The organism is Umezawaea sp. NPDC059074 (assembly GCF_042738955.1).
Classification (GTDB): Bacteria; Actinomycetota; Actinomycetes; order Mycobacteriales; family Pseudonocardiaceae; genus Umezawaea.
Genome location: NZ_JBHYHC010000097.1, coordinates 1 through 17,071, shown reverse-complemented (window position 1 = coordinate 17,071; position 17,071 = coordinate 1). Strand labels below are relative to the sequence as shown.

The 17,071-nt window shown below is 72.7% G+C and carries 12 protein-coding genes; 6 read left to right on the top strand and 6 right to left on the bottom strand.

The features are described from left to right. The first annotated feature begins 189 nt into the window (after positions 1 to 189). A complete protein-coding gene (locus ACFWW9_RS32760; RefSeq protein ID WP_390385972.1) occupies positions 190 to 1,257 on the top strand; it encodes a glycoside hydrolase family 19 protein in 1,068 nt (355 codons plus the stop codon). 84 nt (positions 1,258 to 1,341) lie between these two features. Here the strand turns inward: ACFWW9_RS32760 and ACFWW9_RS32755 are convergent, their stop codons facing one another. Further along, positions 1,342 to 2,085 (bottom strand): hypothetical protein, encoded by a 744-nt coding sequence (locus tag ACFWW9_RS32755; protein ID WP_390385970.1) that lies wholly within the window; start codon positions 2,083 to 2,085, stop codon positions 1,342 to 1,344. Positions 2,086 to 2,198: 113 nt separating this feature from the next. Between ACFWW9_RS32755 and ACFWW9_RS32750 the strand changes: the two genes are divergently transcribed. Then, a complete protein-coding gene (locus ACFWW9_RS32750; RefSeq protein ID WP_390385968.1) occupies positions 2,199 to 4,487 on the top strand; it encodes an ATP-binding protein in 2,289 nt (762 codons plus the stop codon). Positions 4,488 to 4,490: 3 nt separating this feature from the next. Here ACFWW9_RS32750 and ACFWW9_RS32745 read toward each other — a convergent pair whose 3' ends face one another. Together ACFWW9_RS32745 and ACFWW9_RS32740 are read right to left on the bottom strand one after the other, a co-directional pair. Then, entirely contained in the window at positions 4,491 to 5,195 is a 705-nt protein-coding gene (locus ACFWW9_RS32745; protein ID WP_390385966.1) for a bleomycin resistance protein, read from the bottom strand. A 39-nt stretch (positions 5,196 to 5,234) separates the two neighbouring features. Next, positions 5,235 to 5,924 carry a DUF2306 domain-containing protein gene (locus ACFWW9_RS32740; RefSeq protein WP_390385964.1) on the bottom strand — a complete coding sequence of 230 codons (690 nt, stop codon included), beginning with the start codon at positions 5,922 to 5,924 and terminating at the stop codon, positions 5,235 to 5,237. Between the two features lie 93 nt (positions 5,925 to 6,017). Here ACFWW9_RS32740 and ACFWW9_RS32735 point away from each other — a divergent pair, with 93 nt between their 5' ends. Further along, positions 6,018 to 8,654, top strand: a complete 2,637-nt coding sequence (locus tag ACFWW9_RS32735; RefSeq protein WP_390385962.1) for an ATP-binding protein — start codon at positions 6,018 to 6,020, stop codon at positions 8,652 to 8,654. A 171-nt stretch (positions 8,655 to 8,825) separates the two neighbouring features. Next, on the top strand, positions 8,826 to 9,023 hold the full coding sequence (locus ACFWW9_RS32730; RefSeq protein ID WP_259621905.1) for a hypothetical protein: 198 nt from the start codon (positions 8,826 to 8,828) through the stop codon (positions 9,021 to 9,023). A 45-nt stretch (positions 9,024 to 9,068) separates the two neighbouring features. Here ACFWW9_RS32730 and ACFWW9_RS32725 read toward each other — a convergent pair whose 3' ends face one another. Then, positions 9,069 to 9,671 (bottom strand): DNA-binding response regulator, encoded by a 603-nt coding sequence (locus ACFWW9_RS32725; protein ID WP_390385959.1) that lies wholly within the window; start codon positions 9,669 to 9,671, stop codon positions 9,069 to 9,071. After that, positions 9,668 to 10,798, bottom strand: coding sequence for a sensor histidine kinase (locus ACFWW9_RS32720; RefSeq protein ID WP_390385957.1), 1,131 nt, complete (start codon positions 10,796 to 10,798; stop codon positions 9,668 to 9,670). The genes ACFWW9_RS32725 and ACFWW9_RS32720 overlap by 4 nt, the downstream gene beginning before the upstream one ends. A gap of 108 nt (positions 10,799 to 10,906) precedes the next feature. Here ACFWW9_RS32720 and ACFWW9_RS32715 point away from each other — a divergent pair, with 108 nt between their 5' ends. Both ACFWW9_RS32715 and ACFWW9_RS32710 read left to right on the top strand, forming a co-directional pair. Next, entirely contained in the window at positions 10,907 to 11,824 is a 918-nt protein-coding gene (locus tag ACFWW9_RS32715; protein ID WP_390385955.1) for an ABC transporter ATP-binding protein, read from the top strand. After that, positions 11,821 to 12,519 carry an ABC transporter permease gene (locus ACFWW9_RS32710; RefSeq protein ID WP_390385953.1) on the top strand — a complete coding sequence of 233 codons (699 nt, stop codon included), beginning with the start codon at positions 11,821 to 11,823 and terminating at the stop codon, positions 12,517 to 12,519. The genes ACFWW9_RS32715 and ACFWW9_RS32710 overlap by 4 nt, the downstream gene beginning before the upstream one ends. Here ACFWW9_RS32710 and ACFWW9_RS32705 read toward each other — a convergent pair. Then, positions 12,516 to 17,071 (bottom strand): type I polyketide synthase (locus ACFWW9_RS32705; RefSeq protein WP_390385951.1); only part of this gene is annotated, 4,556 nt, incomplete at its 5' end. The two genes, ACFWW9_RS32710 and ACFWW9_RS32705, sit on opposite strands and share 4 nt — an antisense overlap.

Sequence of the window (17,071 nt, the reverse complement as noted above, 5' to 3'; positions counted from 1 at the left end):
AGATCATGGACGATGCTGGTCGGAAAATGGTCTAAACCCTTGACTGGTCTATACCACCTGCGGTTCACTGTGGCACCGGTCACAGGCGTCATCCCAGCAAGCCGACTCGTCGGCTTGGTCGGCATGCCCCGGAATCGGTCTTGTCGTCAATGTGTGCGGCCCTGCGTAAACCGCACGGAGGAGTGATCAATGTCGAGGCTTCGTATTCTCGCCGCGTTCGTCGCGGTGGCCTGTGCGACGGTGCTGGCGGTCGTCCTGCCGACCTCCTCGGCGACGGCAGCCAGCTGCGCCGCCGCGTGGAATTCCGGATCGGTCTACACGGGCGGCATGACGGCCTCCTACAACAGCCACAACTGGCTCGCGCAGTGGTGGACGCAGAACGAGGCTCCCGGCACCAACAACGTGTGGTCTGACCAGGGCACCTGCGGTGGCGGTGGCACGACGCCCACCTGCAACTACCCGAACTGGGCCGCGGGTCGGAACTACGTCACGGGCAACATCGTGCGCTACACCGACGGCAACTACTACATCGCCGAGCACGACAACCCCGGCTACGACCCCGTCATCAGCACCTGGTTCTGGGACCCCTTCACCTGCGGTGGCGGCACGACCCCGCCCACCAACCCGCCCGGCAACGGTGGGTTCGTCGTCTCCGAGGCGCAGTTCAACCAGATGTTCCCCGGCCGCAACGGCTTCTACACCTACAGCGGTCTCACGGCGGCGCTGAGCGCCTACCCCGGCTTCGCGAACTCGGGCAGCGACACCGTGAAGAGGCAGGAAGCCGCGGCGTTCCTGGCGAACGTGAACCACGAGACCGGCGGACTGGTCTACATCGTGGAGCAGAACACCGCGAACTACCCGCACTACTGCGACACCAGCCAGTCCTACGGCTGCCCGGCGGGCAACGCGGCGTACTACGGCCGCGGGCCGATCCAGCTGAGCTGGAACTTCAACTACAAGGCCGCCGGTGACGCGCTGGGCATCAACCTGCTGGCCGACCCGTACCAGGTCGAGCGCAACGCGTCGGTCGCCTGGAAGACCGGCCTCTGGTACTGGAACACGCAGTCCGGCCCCGGCACGATGACCCCGCACAACGCGATGGTCAACGGCGCCGGCTTCGGCGAGACGATCCGCAGCATCAACGGCAGCCTCGAGTGCGGCGGCCGCAACCCGGCCCAGGTGCAGAGCCGGGTCGACGCCTACAACCGCTTCGTGCAGATCCTCGGCACCACGGCGGGCAACAACCTGTACTGCTGATCCAGCCCCTGCATCGCTGAATCGGTGGGGGGAACGGGGTGCGACCATCCGTGGTCGCACCCCGTTCCCTTTGCCCGGAGGAACTCAGTTGGCGATGGCGGGCTGACCGGTCGGGATGTCCAGGACGGTCCACAGGACCATGCGGTCGGAGCCGATCCTGGTCTCGCCCATGCGGAAGTCGCAGACCGCGATGGACGCGATGTTGTGCCGCAGCGTCAGGCGTTCGCCGGTGGCGAGCCTGGTGGAGGTGCGGACGCCGATCGACAGCTCGCGGTCGCGGCGGCGCAGCACCAGGCTGGCGGAGGTGTCGTCGTCGGTGTGGCTGACCATCTCCGCCGCGACCTGTGGCGCGATCTCCAGCAGGGACGACACGCCCCAGCGGCGGCACGCGCGTTCGGTGATCTCCTCGGCCACGTGGGGCTGGCAGCGGCACGTGGGCAGCGGGGCGTCGACCTGGTCGCCGTGCCGCAGCACGACGACGGCGGCCAGCGCCTCCTCGGTCGTGCGGAACCTCGGCATGTGGCGCGGCAGGCCCCTGGCGTCGAGCAGGTCGGTGATCGCCGGATTGCTGACGACCATCATCAATGGGGTGCCGGGCCAGCGGGCGGCGGACGTCCAGACGATGTCGAACGCCACCAGCAGCACGGGGGAGCGGACGGCCAGGCCGTCGATCTCCACGACGACGCCGAGCGGTTCGCGGCCCGCGTGGTCCAGCAGCTCGTCCTGGACGCGCAGGTAGGTGGACCAGTCGAGCCTGCCCTCGACGGTCACCACCAGCACGCCCTCGCGGTGCCCGGTGGTGATGCGCAGCTCGTCCTCGGCTCCCATCACCGCAGGGTCCGCCGGGGTCCGCGCGCGGGCTAGGGGGTAATTACCCGTGTTGCCCAGAGCTACCGGAACACCGGATTGACCCGCTGTCCGGCCGACCCTATGGTGCCGGCGTGGGAGCTTTCGCCCGGTCCGGGCAGGTCGGCAACCTCCCCGCCAGCACCACGGGGTTCGTCGGCCGCAAGCACGACGTGGCCGAGGTCAAACGGCTGCTGGCGAAGGCGAGGCTGGTCACCCTGACCGGGGTCGGCGGCGTCGGCAAGACGCGGCTGGCGCTGCACGCGGCGGCGGACCTGCGCCGGGCGTTCACCGACGGGGTGTGGTTCGTCGAACTCGCCCACATCGTCGACGCCGACCTGCTGGCGCACACGGTCCTCGGGGCGCTCGGCGCGCACGACGACACCGGGCGCGACCAGACGTCCGTGCTGGTGGAGCACCTGCGGGACCGGCAGGCGCTGGTCGTGGTGGACGGCTGCGAACACCTGCTCGACGCCGTCGCGGCCCTGGCGGACACGTTGCTGCGGGTCGCGCCCGGCCTGCGGGTGCTGGCCACCAGCCGGGAGCGGTTGGACGTCGAGGGCGAGCACCTGTGGCAGGTGGCGCCGCTGGGGCTGCCCGACCCGCAGGAGCCGCCGCGCGGGGTGTCGTACCCGGCGTTGGAGCTGTTCGCGGAACGCGCCGCGGCGGTGTCGCCGGAGTTCGCGCTGACGGCGGCCAACGAGATGCTGGTGGCGGAGATCTGCCACCTCCTCGGCGGGATCCCGCTGGCGATCGAACTGGCCGCGGTGCGGGTGCGGCTGCTGCCGTTGGAACTGCTGCGGGACGGGCTGCACGACACGTACCGGCTGTTGGCGGCCGGACGGCGTGGTGGGGTGCCGCGGCACCAGACGTTGCGGGCCGCCGTCGAGTGGAGCTACGCGCTGTGCACGGAGGCCGAGCAGAACCTGTGGCGGCGGGTGTCGGTGTTCGCCGGGAGCTTCGGGCTGGAGGCCGCCGCGGAGGTGTGCGACGGGTCGCTCGAGGTGCTCAGCGGGCTGGTCGACCGGTCCGTGCTGATCGGGGAGCAGGGGGTCGACGGGGTGCGGTTCCGGTTGCTGGAGCCGTTGCGGCAGTTCGGGCGGGACCGGTTGCGGGCCGTGGACGAGGAGGAGTCGTTGCGGCGGCGGCACCGGGACCACTTCGTGGCGCTCGCGGAGCGGGGGGAACGGGAGTGGTTCGGGCCGTCGCAGCCCGACGTGCAGGCGCGGATGCGGGTGGAGCACGCGAACCTGCGGGTGGCGCTGGACCACTGCCTGGGGTCCGCGGCCGGGCACGTGGTGGGGCTGCACCTGGTGGGGACGTTGTGGTTCTACTGGGCCGGGTGCGGGGCGCTGGGGGAGGGACGGCGGTGGGTGGACCGGGTCCTGGGGTTGGCGTGCGCACCTGGGGCCGAGCGGGCGAAGGTGCTGTGGGTGGGCGGGTACCTGGCCACCGTGCAGGGGGATCTGGGCGCTGCCGTGGGGATGTTGGAGGAGTGTCGGGAGTACGCGCGCGAGGTGGGGGACGAGTCCGCGCTGGCCTACTCGACGCACCGGTTGGCCTGCACGAAGTTGATCGGGGACGAGCTGGACCGGGCCGCCTCGTTGTTCGAGGAGTCCTGGGACCGGTACTGGAAGTTGGGGCTGCTGAACAGCAACGTGCTGCTGGCTCGGATCGAGCTGGGAGTCGTGGCCGTGTTCCAGGGGGACTTCGACCGGGCCGCGGAGTTGTGCGCCGAGGCTCGGGAGTTGGGGGAGCGGTACGGGGAGCAGTGGGCCACGGCGTACGCGACGTGGGTGTTGGCGATGTGCGCGTTCGCGCGGGGCGACTTCGCCGCGTCGGAGGCGTTGGCGCGGGAGTGCCTGCGGGTGAAGAGGGGCTTCAACGACCTGCTGGGGCTCGTGCTGGCCGTCGAGGTGCTGGCGTGGAACGCGGCGGCTCGGGGGGGCGCGTCACGGGCGGCGGTGTTGTTGGGGGCGGCGCACGAGATCTGGTCTTCGGTGGGCTATCCGATGTTCGGGTCCCGGTATTTCGGGGCGCCGCACGGGGTGTGCGAGCGCGCGGCCATCGGGGTGTTGGGGGAGCGGGCGTTCGGGGTGGCCCTGCGGCAGGGGATGGCCTTCGGGTCGGAGGAGGCCGTCGGGTTCGCGTTGGAGGAGGAGCCGGTCGTGGTGGAGGCGCCTCCTCCGACGCCGTTGACCCGGCGGGAGCAGGAAGTGGCCGACCTGGTGGCCGGGGGGTTGTCGAACAAGGACATCGCCGTGCGGTTGGTGATCGCCCGGCGGACCGCCGAAGGTCACGTGGAGAGGATCTTGCAGAAGCTGGGGTTCAGCTCCCGGACGCAGATCGCCACCTGGATCGCGGAGCGGCAGAGGGTGGTGTGAGGCTCAGGGGGCGGCCAGTTCGGTGCGGAGGTCCTGGGCGCGGGTGAGGTCGTCGGTCAGGGCGGTGCGGTCTTCCGGGGTCAGGGAGACCGAGGTCGCCGAGGCCAGGAACGTCGAGGCCTCCGCTCGGTCGCCCAGGCGCAGGGCCAGGTCCGCCCGGAAGACGAGTGCCCGGTAGCTGGTCGTCGGGTCCGCGTCGGTGGTGGCGGAGAGGGCGCGGTCCAGGGTTTTCGCCGCCGCCCTCGGGTCTTCCTTGGAGTCCCCCAGCAGGATCGCGGTGGCCAGGGCGCGGTCCAGACGGGATTTGGGCGGGGTGGCGGTCGTGGTGATCGGTTGGCCGATGCGGATCATGTTGCCGCCGGGGTCCGTCATCACGAACTGGCGGACCCCGTAGGACATGTCCTTCAGCGCGCCGATGCGGGGGACGCCGCGGAGCGGGACGCGGCCGGTGGCCTTCTTGATGCCGTCGCGGAACGCCTGGTACAGGGCGTCCACGTCGGTCGTGATGACGTAGCAGGTGCTGTAGGAGTTGGCCGGATCGACGGCTTTCAGGACGAAGAACTGGAGTTCGATCTCGCCGCGCCGGACGATCGCGAAGGTGTTCGGGCTCGTCTGGCGGTACGTCACCTCGAAGCCGATGGCCTCGTAGAACGCCAGGACGTCGTCGATCGAGCGGCAGGGCAGGATCGGGATGGTCTTCTCGGTCACGGCAGGCCCTCGTATTCAAGTTTGAGTGCGGGCAGACTACTACGAAACGGGCACCGCCTGTCGAGGGGTTCGGGAGCGCTTGCGGGTGCGTTCGATCCACCACTCGGCGATCACGGCGTTCACGACCCAGCTGAGCCACACGCTCGCGGCGAACGCCTGGCCGGACAACGCCTCGGTTTCGGCGGGGGTGGTGGCCAGGAGTGGGACGACCAGGAAGGCCAGCAGGACGCCCCACAGGCGGTTGACCACGATGGACATGCCCAGCGCGAAGCTGCGGATCATCCACCGGCGGTGCTCCTGGAAGCGCCGCTGGCGGGCCATCCGGAAGCCGGCGACGGTCGTGGTCAGCCAGAGGAACGACAGCATCAGGTTGCCGGTGGCGCCGACGAACCCGGTGTGGCCGTAGACGGACACGGGGATCGCCAGGAGCGACGCCGGGAGGACGCCCGCGAACACGTACAGCCTGCCGACGCGGCGGTGGATCGCCGGGTACCGGCCGCGGAACCACGGCCACACCTGGAAGCAGCTCGCGAGCAGCGCCACCGAGCCGAAGAAGATGTGCAGGACCAGCGCCGGGTAGTGCAGCGGCGCGCCCTCGCGGACCGGGAGCCTGGACTGGGCCGGGTCCAGGGTCAGGTACGGGGGCAGCGAGAAGGCCAGGAAGGCCACGGTCAGGAACAGCAGCGGCGCTATCCACGGGCGGCGCCAGAACGTCGTGTCGGTGGTCATGTCCATCCCCCTCGGTCAGGGGGACAGCGTCGCCGTCGGGGCGGGTCGCGCGCTTCGGTCGGAACGACTGCAGTCGGCACTACAGTCGGGGGCGTGATCCACGGGCGCCGGGCCGAGCGGGACGCCATCGCCGGTCTGCTGGCCGACGCGCGGGCGGGCCGCGGTCGTGTGCTGGTGCTGCGCGGCGAAGCCGGGATCGGGAAGAGCGCGTTGCTGCGCGACACCGTCGCGAGGGCCGACGGGATGCGCGTGCTGAGCTGCGCGGGCGTGGAATCCGAGGTGGCGCAGGCGTTCAGCGGGGTGCACCAGCTCGTGCGGCCGGTGCTGCGGCACGTCGACGGCCTGCCCGCCGCGCAGGCCGACGCGCTGCGCGGTGCGCTCGGGGTCGTGGACGGGGTGGCGTCCGACTTCGTCGTGTCGGCGGCGTTGGTGGGCCTGCTCGCCGCGGCCGCGGCCGAGGAGCCGCTGCTCGTGGTGGTGGACGACCTCCAGTGGCTGGACCGGGCGTCGTCGGCGGCCCTGCTGTTCTGCTGTCGCAGGCTGGCGGCGGACCGGATCGCGGTGCTGCTGGCCGTTCGGGACTCCACAGTGGACACTTCGGACCTGCCGGAGCTGTCGCTGGAGGGACTGGCGAAATCGGACGCGGCGCGGCTGCTGGCGGAGCGCGGGTGGGACCGGCCGAACGACGCCGTGCTCGCGGCGACCGGCGGGAACCCGTTGGCGTTGCTGGAACTCGCGGACGGCGGTGATCCGCGGCAGCTCGTCGCGGACTTCGCGCTCACCGGGACCGTGCCGCTGGGGAGCCGGGTGCGCAAGGCTTTTCTCCGGCGGGTGGAGGCGCTGCCCGCGCCTGCGCGGGATCTGCTGCTGGTGGCCGCCGCGGAGGACACCGGGTCGCTGGACACGGTGCTGGGCGCGGCGGCGCGGCTCGGGCTGCCCGACGACGCGCTCGGCGCCGTCGAGGACTCCGGGCTGCTCGCCGTGGTCGGCGCGGAGCTGCGGTTCCGGCACCCGCTGGTGCGGTCGGCGGTGTACGCCGACGCCACGTTCCACCGCCGCCGGGCCGCGCACTTGGCCATCGCGGACCAGTTGGGAGCGCACCCCGACCGCGCCACCTGGCACCGGGCCGTCGCCGCGACCGCGCCGGACGAACGGCTGGCCGAGGCCGTGGAACGGGGCGCGGACGCCGCTCGCCGCCGAGGCGGGGAAGCGGCCGCGGTGTCCGTGCTCCGCCGGGCCGCGCAGCTGAGCGGCACCGCGGACGGGCGGCGGCGCAGGCTGGTCACGGCGGCGTTCGTGGCGCTGAACTCCGGTCAGCCCGACGTCGCCAGGACGCTGGTCGACGAGGTGATGGCCGACCCCGTACCGGCGGTCGTGCTGGCGCAGCTCAACGGCACCATCGAGCTCTACGACGGCGATCCGGCCGTGGCGCACGCGCACCTGCTGCGGTGCGGCGAACTCCTGGCGGGCGACGATCCGGAGGAGGCCGCGTGGACGTTCACGCTGGCGTCGTCGGCCGCGTTCCTGGCGGGCGACATGATCGCCGCTCGGGCGGCCACCGAACGGATCTTCGAACTCCCCTGCGCGCCCGCCACGCTGAGGGCCGCGCGAGCGCTGGTGGACGGGGCGATCGGCTCCGCCGAGCTGTGGGACCTGCCGGGCGACCTGGCCGCGTCCCACCCGGAGAGCGGCGGCCGCACGTGGATGTGGGCGACGGTGATCGGCTGGCTGGGCCCCGACCAGCGGGAGGCCCGCAAGCTCGCGGAACTCGCGGGCAGCAAGCTGCGGGCCGTGGCGGCGACGGGGGCGATCCCGGAACTCCACTACTACCAGGCGGACATCGACTTCCGGCTCGGGTTGTGGGACTCGGGGATCGCGCACGCCGAGGAGGGCGTCCGGTTCTCCCACGAGACCGGCCAGCGCGGGTGGCGGGCCAACCTGCTCGCCGTGCTCGCGCGGTTCGCCGCCGCGCGCGGGGAGACCGAGGAGTGCGTGCGGCACACCGATCGCGCGCTGGCCATCGCCGTGCCGCTGCGGCAGCACACGGCGGTGGCGATGGCGCACGCGGCGCTCGGTCACCTGGCGCTCGTCGACGGCGGTGACGCCGAGGCGCTCGGCAGACTGGTCGATCTGGGCGTGCAGCCGTTGATGACGCTCGGCGCGCTGACCGACGTGGTCGAGGCCGCGCTGCGCCTCGGCAGGCCCGAGGTCGCGTGGGAGCGGGTCGAGTGGTTCGAGAAGTGGGCGGGCGACCGGGTGTGGACGCGGGAGCGGCTGCACCACTGCCGCGCGCTGCTCTCCGACGACCCGGAGCCGCACTTCCTCGGCGCACTGTCCACTGAGGATGGCCGGGATCGGCCGTTCGTCCGCGCGCGAACCCACCTGCACTACGGGGAATGGCTGCGCCGCGAGCGTCGCGGGGTCGACGCGCGCGTGCAGTTGAGGGCCGCGGCCGAGCTGTACGGCGGACTCGGCGCCACGGCGTGGGCCCGCCGCGCCGAGTCCGAGCTGCGGGCCGCCGGTGGATCGTTCCAGCGCGGGACCGGAACGCTTACGCCGCAGGAGTTGCAGGTCGCCAGACTGGCCGCGGCGGGCCTCAGCAACCGCGAGATCGGCCTGCGGCTGCACCTGAGCCCGCGGACGGTCGGCTCCCACCTCTACCGCATGTTCCCGAAGCTCGGCGTGACCTCCCGAGGCCGGTTGAGGGACCTCGACCTGGACGCGGAGTGACGGGCGATCGGGTGTTCTTCAGGTATCGATCCGAGCAGAGGTGTGCCCAACGTTGCCTGAACGGCGTAGTCTCGGTGGGTACCGGCCAATACCGTGACCTGGTGTTGGGCGGGCGCCAAACCGGAATCGCGTCTCCCCCGCTGCGATTCCGGAACCGGATGAGGAGCACCTTTGATCACGGAACGACGAATCGGACCTGTGCGTGAGCGCGACCGGTTGGCCGAGGCACGCGCCGACGAGAAGATCCAGACGGTGATCCAGAACGGCAAGGCCGCCCGCACGGTGGCCGATCACGCCGACAACGCCGACGACTGCCAGCGACTGCTGGAGATGCTCGGGTTGGAAGCCATGGAAGGCAAGCGTTCTTAGCAGGTAGAGGAGCTGGCGGGCCCGCTCCTCTCGGGACCGGGCCTGTCAGATCCAGCCTTCCTCCCACGCCAGTCGCGCGGCTTCGTGCCTGGTGCTCACGTTCAACTTGATCATGGCCGAGGACAGGTAGTTCCGCACCGTCCCGGCGGCCAGGTTCGCCTCCTTCGCGATGCCCGCGACCGGCTGTCCGCGCAGCGCGTGGCGCAGCACCTCGAGTTCGCGCGCCGTGAGCGGGCACGCACCCTCGGTGAGCGCCGCCGCCGCGATGTCCGAGTCCACGTACCTGCTGCCCGCCTTCACGTCGCGCAGGATCGACGCCAATCGGGACGCGGGCGTCGTCTTCGGCACGAAACCCCGCACCCCGGCGGCCAACGCGCGCTTCAACACGCCCGGTCGCGCGTGCCGCGTCACGAGCACCACGACGAGGTCCGGCACGTCCCGCACGGCCTCCGCCGCGCGCACGCCGTCGAGGCCCGGCATCTCCAGGTCGAACACCGCGATGTCCGGCCGGTGCTCCCGCACCGCCTTCACGGCCGCGTCGCCGTCGCTGACCTGCGCGACGACCGTGATGTCGTCCTCCAGTTCCAGCAACGCCGCCAGCGCGCCGCGGATCAGGTCCTCGTCGTCGGCCAGCACCACGCGGATCACGCGGTCACCTCGACGCGGCCGGACAGCTCGAACCCGTTCGGGGCCGCGACGCCCGCGTCGACCGTCCCGCCGACCGTGGCGAACCGCTCGCGCAGACCGGCCAGTCCGGACCCGTCGCGCTCCTCGGGAACCCCTGTCACGCCGTCGTTCCTCAACCGCACGCGCACTTCCCTCTCCCGCACGGAGATCAGCACCGTGCACCGCTCGGCCTTGCTGTGCCGCAACACGTTCGTCGTGCCCTCCCGCACGAGCGCGCCGAACAGCTGCCGCAACGGCTCGGGCACCTCGTTCGCGTCGCCGACGACCGTGGTCGTGATGCCGACCGCCTCCAGGATGCCGACCGCGTTGGCGATCTCCGTGTCCAGGTCCGCCCGCCGGTACCCCTGCACGACCTCGCGGGTCTCGGCCAACGCCGTCCGCGCCAGGTCCGCGATCTCGGCCGCGAGCTTGCGCGCGGTGTCGTCGTCGCGGCCGATCAGCCGTTCGGTGAGCTCGCCCTTGAGCGCGATGGCCTGGAGGTTGTGGCCCTGGATGTCGTGCAGGTCCGCGGCGAACCGCAACCGCTCCTCGGCCACGGCCAGCGCCTTCGCGGTGTCGCGGGCCCGGTCGAGTTCTTGGACCAGCCGCCAGAACCACAGCGTCGTGACGTCCAGGAACACCAGCGTCCCGACGAGGAGGGCGATCATGAGCACGTCGCTCGCGGCGAAGTCGGTCGCGACCGCCGCCCCGACCGCGATGGTCGCCGCGGTGCCGCCGAACACGACGGCGAGGCGCTCGGCCTTCGACGTCAGCATGGCGACGTGCGCGATCACGGCGGCGGGCACCAGCACCCACAGGCCGCTCGACGGGTCGCTGCCCGCCACGACGGCCCACGAGCCCAGGGCGACCGCGAACGTGGCGGCGTGCTCCAGCCACCGGCGGTCCTCGGGCACGTGGCGCAGGGACAGCCACAGGTACCTGGTGTGCTGCACCCCGACCACGGCCAGCGCGAGTGCCAGCGCGATGGTCTTGCCGACGCCGTAGCGGTTGCCGATCAGGTCGAGCGCTCCGCCGAGCACGACGATCACCGGACCCATGGCCAACGAGATCACGGTGTAGTGGCGCAGGCCGGACATCGGGTTGGTCACCAGGCGAACCTACGGACCGCCCGCCGTCCGCGTCTGCTGACATATGTCACCAGAACCGGTGTTGTCCGGCACTACGCCCGCGCGGGGCGCGTGACCACGATGGTGGACATGAGAGATCCGGTGATCCAGGTCGAGGGGCTGCGCTGCTCCTACGGGGACTTCGAGGCCGTGCGAGGGGTCGACTTCGAGGTGGCCCGCGGGGAGCTGTTCGGGCTGCTCGGCACCAACGGTGCGGGCAAGACCACCACGCTGGAGGCCGTCGAGGGGCTGCGGAGGACGTCCGGGGGAGTGGTCCGCGTGCTCGGGGCCGACCCGCTCGCCGACCGGCGGGCGATCCGGCCGCGCATCGGGATCATGTTGCAGGACAGCGGGTTCCCGGCCGATCTGACGGTCGCGGAGATGGTGGCGTTCTGGCGGGAGACCAGCAGCCGCACGTCCGACGCGGACGCGGCGATCGAGGCGCTGGACCTCGGCCACCGCCGGGACGTGCGGATCAAGCAGCTGTCCGGCGGGGAACGCCGCAGGCTCGACCTCCTGCTCGCCACGCTCGGCGGGCCCGAGGTGCTGTTCCTGGACGAGCCGACCACCGGCCTGGACCCGGAGTCGCGGCTGCGGGTGTGGGAGGTCGTGCGCGGCCTGCTGGCGAACGGCACGACGATCGTGCTGACCACGCACTACCTGGAGGAGGCCGAGGCGCTGGCCGAGCGGATCGCGATCATGCACCGGGGGCGGATCGCCGTCGCGGGCCGCGTGGCCGACGTGCTGGCCCGGCAGCCCGCGCGGATCGGCTTCGACGTGCCCGCCGGGTTCGACGTGGGCGTGCTGCCGATGCTCAGCGGCGACGTCGTGCACGAGCCGTCCGGCCGCGTCGAGGTGCGCACCGCCGAACTCCAGCGCGACCTCGGCGACCTGCTCGACTGGGCGCGCGCCGACGGCCGCGTCCTGACCGGCCTGCGGGCCAACCACGCCTCGCTCGACGACGTGTTCCACGCCGTCCGGGCCGACGGGAAAGCGGTGTCCCGATGATCCTCGCACTGAGCCGCACCGAGTGGACGTTGTTGCTGCGCAACAAGACCGCCGCCTCGCTGGCGTTGGGGATGCCGCTGCTCATCGGCGCGCTGCTGGTGGCGAACGGCCCGTCGGACTGGACGTTCACCATCGCGCTGCAGCTGGTGATGATGCTCGGGTTCACGGTCTACATGACCGTCACGACCTCGCTCGTCGCCCGCCGCCAGGACCTGTACCTCAAGCGGCTGCGCACCGGCGAGGCGTCCGACCCGGTCGTGATCACCGGTCTGCTCGTGCCGACGACCCTGCTCGGCCTCGCGCAGGCCGTGGTGCTGCTGGGGATGGCGAGGGTCGCGGGCGCTCCGCTGCCGGACCGCCCGCTGCCGCTGGTGCTCGCGGTCGTCGGCGGTGCCGCGATGTGCTGCGCGATCGGTGTCGCCACCACCGGGTTCACCTCGACCCCCGAGCTGGCGCAGATCACCACCGCCCCGTTCTTCTTCGCCCTGCTGGGCGGCGCGCTCTGGCCGCTGGTGGCCGAGTCCGTCGACCTCCGGATGCTGCTGGTGCCGGGCGGCTCGCTCGCGGTGCTGGTCAAGGCCGCGTGGGGCGGCCCGACCGACCACGTCGGACTGGCCGCGGCCGCACTCGCCGCGTGGATCGCGATCGGGTGCGGCCTGGCCGTCCGCTTCTTCCGCTGGGAACCCCGCGTCTAGGCCCCGAACTCCTGGTCGATGAGGGCGAACATCTCGTCGTCGTCGGCCGCGTCGATCTGGTCCACGATGCTCACGCCGCCCTCCCCGCTGGGGGTGCAGCGGGACAGCAGGGACTGCAGGCGCTGGACGACCTGGGCGCGCGCGTCGCCGTCCAGGTCGGTCCGGGTGAACGCCTTCTCCAACTGGTCCAGCTCGTCCAGCACCGGGGTGTGGACCTGCCCGTCGAGGTTCAGCGCGGTGCGCAGGTGCTCGACGAGCGCGGTCGACGTGGGGTGGTCGAACGTGAGCGTGGCAGGCAGGGACAGGCCGGTCGCGGCGCCGAGGGCGTCGCGCAGCTCGACGGCGCTGAGCGAGTCGAAGCCCAGGTCGCCGAACGCCCGGTCCGGTTGCACGGCCTCGACGCCGCTGTGGCCGAGCACCGCCGCCACGCGGGTGCGCACCAGGTCCATCAGCAGGCGGTCCTGCTCCATCGGGGTCAGGGCCGCCAGCTCGGCCAGCAGGTCCGAGCGGTCCGGGGCCGCCGCCGGGACTTCCTGGACCTCGGGGAGGTCCCCGATCAGCGGGCTCGGGCGGGCCGCGGTGAACACGGCGGCGAACCGGGGCCAGTCGACGTCGGCGACGGTGACCGTGGTGTCGCCCTGGGCCAGCGCCTCCTTCAGCGCCGACACGGCCCGTGCGGCGGGCAGCGCCACGACCCCGCGCAGCCGCAGCTGTTCGGTCGCGTCGGCGTTCGCCATGCCGCCCCCGGCCCACGGGCCCCAGGCGACGGACAGGGCCGTCGCGCCACGGGCCGAGCGGGCCTCGGCGAGGCCGTCCAGCGCGGCGTTGGCCGCGGAGTAGGCGGCTTGCGCGCCGCTGCCCCACGTGGCCGAGATGGACGAGAAGAGGACGAACGCCTCCACGTCGCCGACGAGCTCGTCGAGGTGGCGGGCGCCGGTGATCTTGGCGGCCAGCACGGCGTCGAACTCGGCGGTGTCGTGCTCGTGGATCGGCCTGATCAGCTCCGCGCCCGCGGCGTGGAACACGGCGGTCGGCGGGTGCTCGGCGACCAGCGCGGCCACGGCGGCCCGGTCGGTCGTGTCGCACGCGGCGATCGTGACGCGGGCGCCCAGCGCCTCCAGTTCGGCGGACAGCTCGGCCGCGCCGGGTGCCTCCGGACCGCGTCGGGAGGTGAGGACCAGGTGGTCCACGCCCTCCGCGGCGAGCCAGCGGGCGACGTGCCCGCCCAGCGCGCCGGTGCCGCCCGTGACGAGCGCGGTGCCGCTCGGGGTCCACGGCCGCGCGGTCTCGCGGGCCGGGGCGTGGGCCAGCCTGCGGCCGAACACGCCGTTCGCCCGGATGGCCACCTGGTCCTCGACGCCGCCGAGCACGGCGACGAGCCTGCCGAGGCCCTCGCCGTCCATCGCGGGCGGCAGGTCGACCAGGCCGCCCCAGCGTTCCGGGTGCTCCAGCGCGACCACGCGGCCCATGCCCCACACGGCGGCCTTGACCGGGTCCACGTGGTCGTTGCCGGTGGAGACCGCGCCGCGGGTCAGGCACCACAGCGGGGCGTCGAGGCCCGCGTCGCCCAAGGCCTGCACCAGCACCAGGGTGGCCGCGGGGTCGCGGGCGATGAACAGGACGCCGTCGGCCGGTCCCGCCGCGGTGATCGACGCGGCGAGCGCGCCGCGGTCGGGGAACGCGTCGAGCGGGACGACGTCGAGGCCGTGCGCCGAGAGACCCGCGAGCAGGGCGGCGTCGTGCGCGTCCGCGACGACCAGCCACCGGCCCGACACCGACTGAGGGCCGGGATCGACGGGCTGCCAGCGGGTCCGGTAGCGCCAGCCGTCCACAGTGGAGCGTTCACGGCTGCCGCGTCGCCACGTCGACAGCGCGGGCAGGGCTTCGCGCAGCGGCAGGTCGCCGGACAGGTCGAGACCCGCAAGGGAGGCGAGGTCCTGCTGCTCGACGGCCGCCCAGAACCGGGCGTCGACGGTCGAGGTGGCGGCGGGGAGGGCGTCGAGCCAGAAGCGCTCGTGCTGGAAGGCGTAGGTCGGCAGGGCCACGCGCTGGGCCCCGTCGAACATCGTCGACCAGTCCACGGTCACGCCCGAGGCGTGGACCTTGCCCAGCGCCGCCAGCAGCGTGCGGGCCTCGGAGCGGTCTGCCCGCAGGGCCGACGTCAGCACCGCCCCCTGGACGTTGTCCGCCGCCATGGCCGTGAGCACGCCGTCGGGGCCCAGCTCCAGGAACGTGCCGACGCCCTCGGCGGCCAGCGTCGTGACCGCGTCGGCGAACCGGACGGCCTCGCGGACGTGCCGCGTCCAGTACTCCGGCGAGGTGATCTCGTCGGCGGTGACCACCTTCCCGGTCAGCGTCGACACGATCGGGATCCGCGGTTCGCTGTAGGCCAAGCCCTTCGCCACGACCTGGAACTCCTCCAGCATGTCGTCCATGCGGGGGGAGTGGAACGCGTGGGACACGGTGAGCCGCTTGGACTTCCGGTCGCCGAACGCCGCCTCGACCGCCTCGACCGCGTCCTCGTCACCGGACACGACCACCGACGTGGGGCCGTTGATCGCGGCGAGGGAGCACCGGTCCGTGAGGTGGGGTCGGACCTCGTCCTCGGTGGCCTGCAAGGCGATCATCGCGCCGCCGGTCGGGAGGTCCTGCATGAGCTTGCCGCGGGCGGCGACGAGCGTGGTGGCGTCGTCGAGGGACAGGACTCCGGCGACGTGCGCGGCGGCGAGTTCGCCGATGGAGTGGCCCGCGAGGAAGTCCGGGGTGACGCCCCAGGACTCGACGAGCCGGTAGAGGGCGACCTCGACGGCGAACAGGGCGGGCTGGGTGAACTCGGTGCGGTTGAGCAGGTCCGCGTCCGTCAACGCCTTGCGGAGCTGGGGGTCGAAGCGGTCGCACACGGCGTCGAACGCCTCGGCGAACACCGGGTAGGCGGCGTGGAGTTCACGACCCATCCCGACGCGCTGGCTGCCCTGGCCGGTGAACAGCACCGCCAGGCGAGCGCCGGTCGTGGCCTCGGCCGCCTCGACGGTGGCCAGGTCGCGGACCAGTTCGTCGTGGTCGCCCGCGACCACGACCGCGCGGTGCTCGAACAGGGACCTGGTGGTGGCCAAGGAGAAACCGAGGTCCGTGAGGTCGGTCGTCGGCGCGAGCGCGGCCACGCGGTCGGCCTGCGCCCGCAGCGCCTCGGGCGACCGGGCGGACAGCACGAACGGCACCAGCGGCAACGGCTTGCGCTCGGGCTTCTTCGCGGTGGCCCGTGGCGCTTGTTCCAGGATCAGGTGCGCGTTGGTGCCGCCGATGCCGAACGCCGACACGCCCGCGCGGCGCGGCCGGTCGTGCTCGGGCCACGCCCGCGCGTCGGTCAGCAGCTCGACCGCGCCGGACGTCCAGTCCACGTGCGGGGACGGCTCGTCGACGTGCAGCGTCTTGGGCGCGAGGCCGTGCCGGATCGCCAGCACCATCTTGATCACGCCCGCGACGCCCGCGGCGGACTGGGCGTGGCCGATGTTGGACTTCAGCGAGCCGAGCAGCACGGGCTGGTCGCGGTCCTGGCCGTAGGTCGCGAGCACGGCCTGGGCCTCGATCGGGTCGCCCAGCCGCGTGCCGGTGCCGTGCGCCTCCACCACGTCGACGTCGGCGGCGGTGAGACCGGAGTTGGCCAGCGCCTGGCGGATGACCCGTTGCTGCGACGGGCCGTTGGGAGCGGTCAACGTGCTGGACGCGCCGTCCTGGTTGACCGCGGAGCCGCGCACCACGGCGAGGACGTCGTGGCCGTTGCGCTGCGCGTCGGAGAGGCGTTCGACCAGCAGCAGGCCGACGCCCTCGGCCCACCCGGTGCCGTCGGCCCCGGCGGAGAACGCCTTGCAGCGGCCGTCGGGGGACAGCCCGCTCTGCTTGGCGAACTCCTCGAACAGGGCAGGCGTGGACAGGACCATCACGCCGCCCGCGAGGGCGAGGTCGCACTCGCCGCGGCGCAACGCCTGCGCGGCCAGGTGCAGCGCCACCAGCGAGGAGGAGCACGCGGTGTCGACCGTCATGGCCGGGCCTTCGAGGCCGAACGTGTAGGCGATGCGGCCGGACATCACGCTGGGGGTGCTTCCGGTGAGCAGCAGGCCGGCCAGTTCGTCGGGGATGTGGGCGCCGTCGCCGTAGTCCGTGGCGCTGCCGCCGATGAACACGCCGGTCTGACTGCCGCGCAGCGCGGCGGGGTCGAGCCCGGCGCGTTCGACCGTCTCCCACGTGGTCTCGAGCAGTAGGCGCTGCTGCGGGTCCATCGCCAGCGCCTCGCGCGGGGAGATGCCGAAGAACGCCGGGTCGAAGTCCGTGACGTGGTCGACGAAACCGCCGCCCGCCACGTCGAAGTCGAAGTCCTGCACGGCCCAGCCGCGGTCGACCGGCAGCGGTGAGATCGCGTCCCGGCCGGTGGAGACGAGGTCCCACAGGTCTTCCGGCGACCGCACGCCGCCGGGCAGGCGGCACGCCATGGACACGATCGCGATCGGCTCGTCGGAGCCGACGGTCGCCGCCACGGCCTGGACCGGGGTGGCGT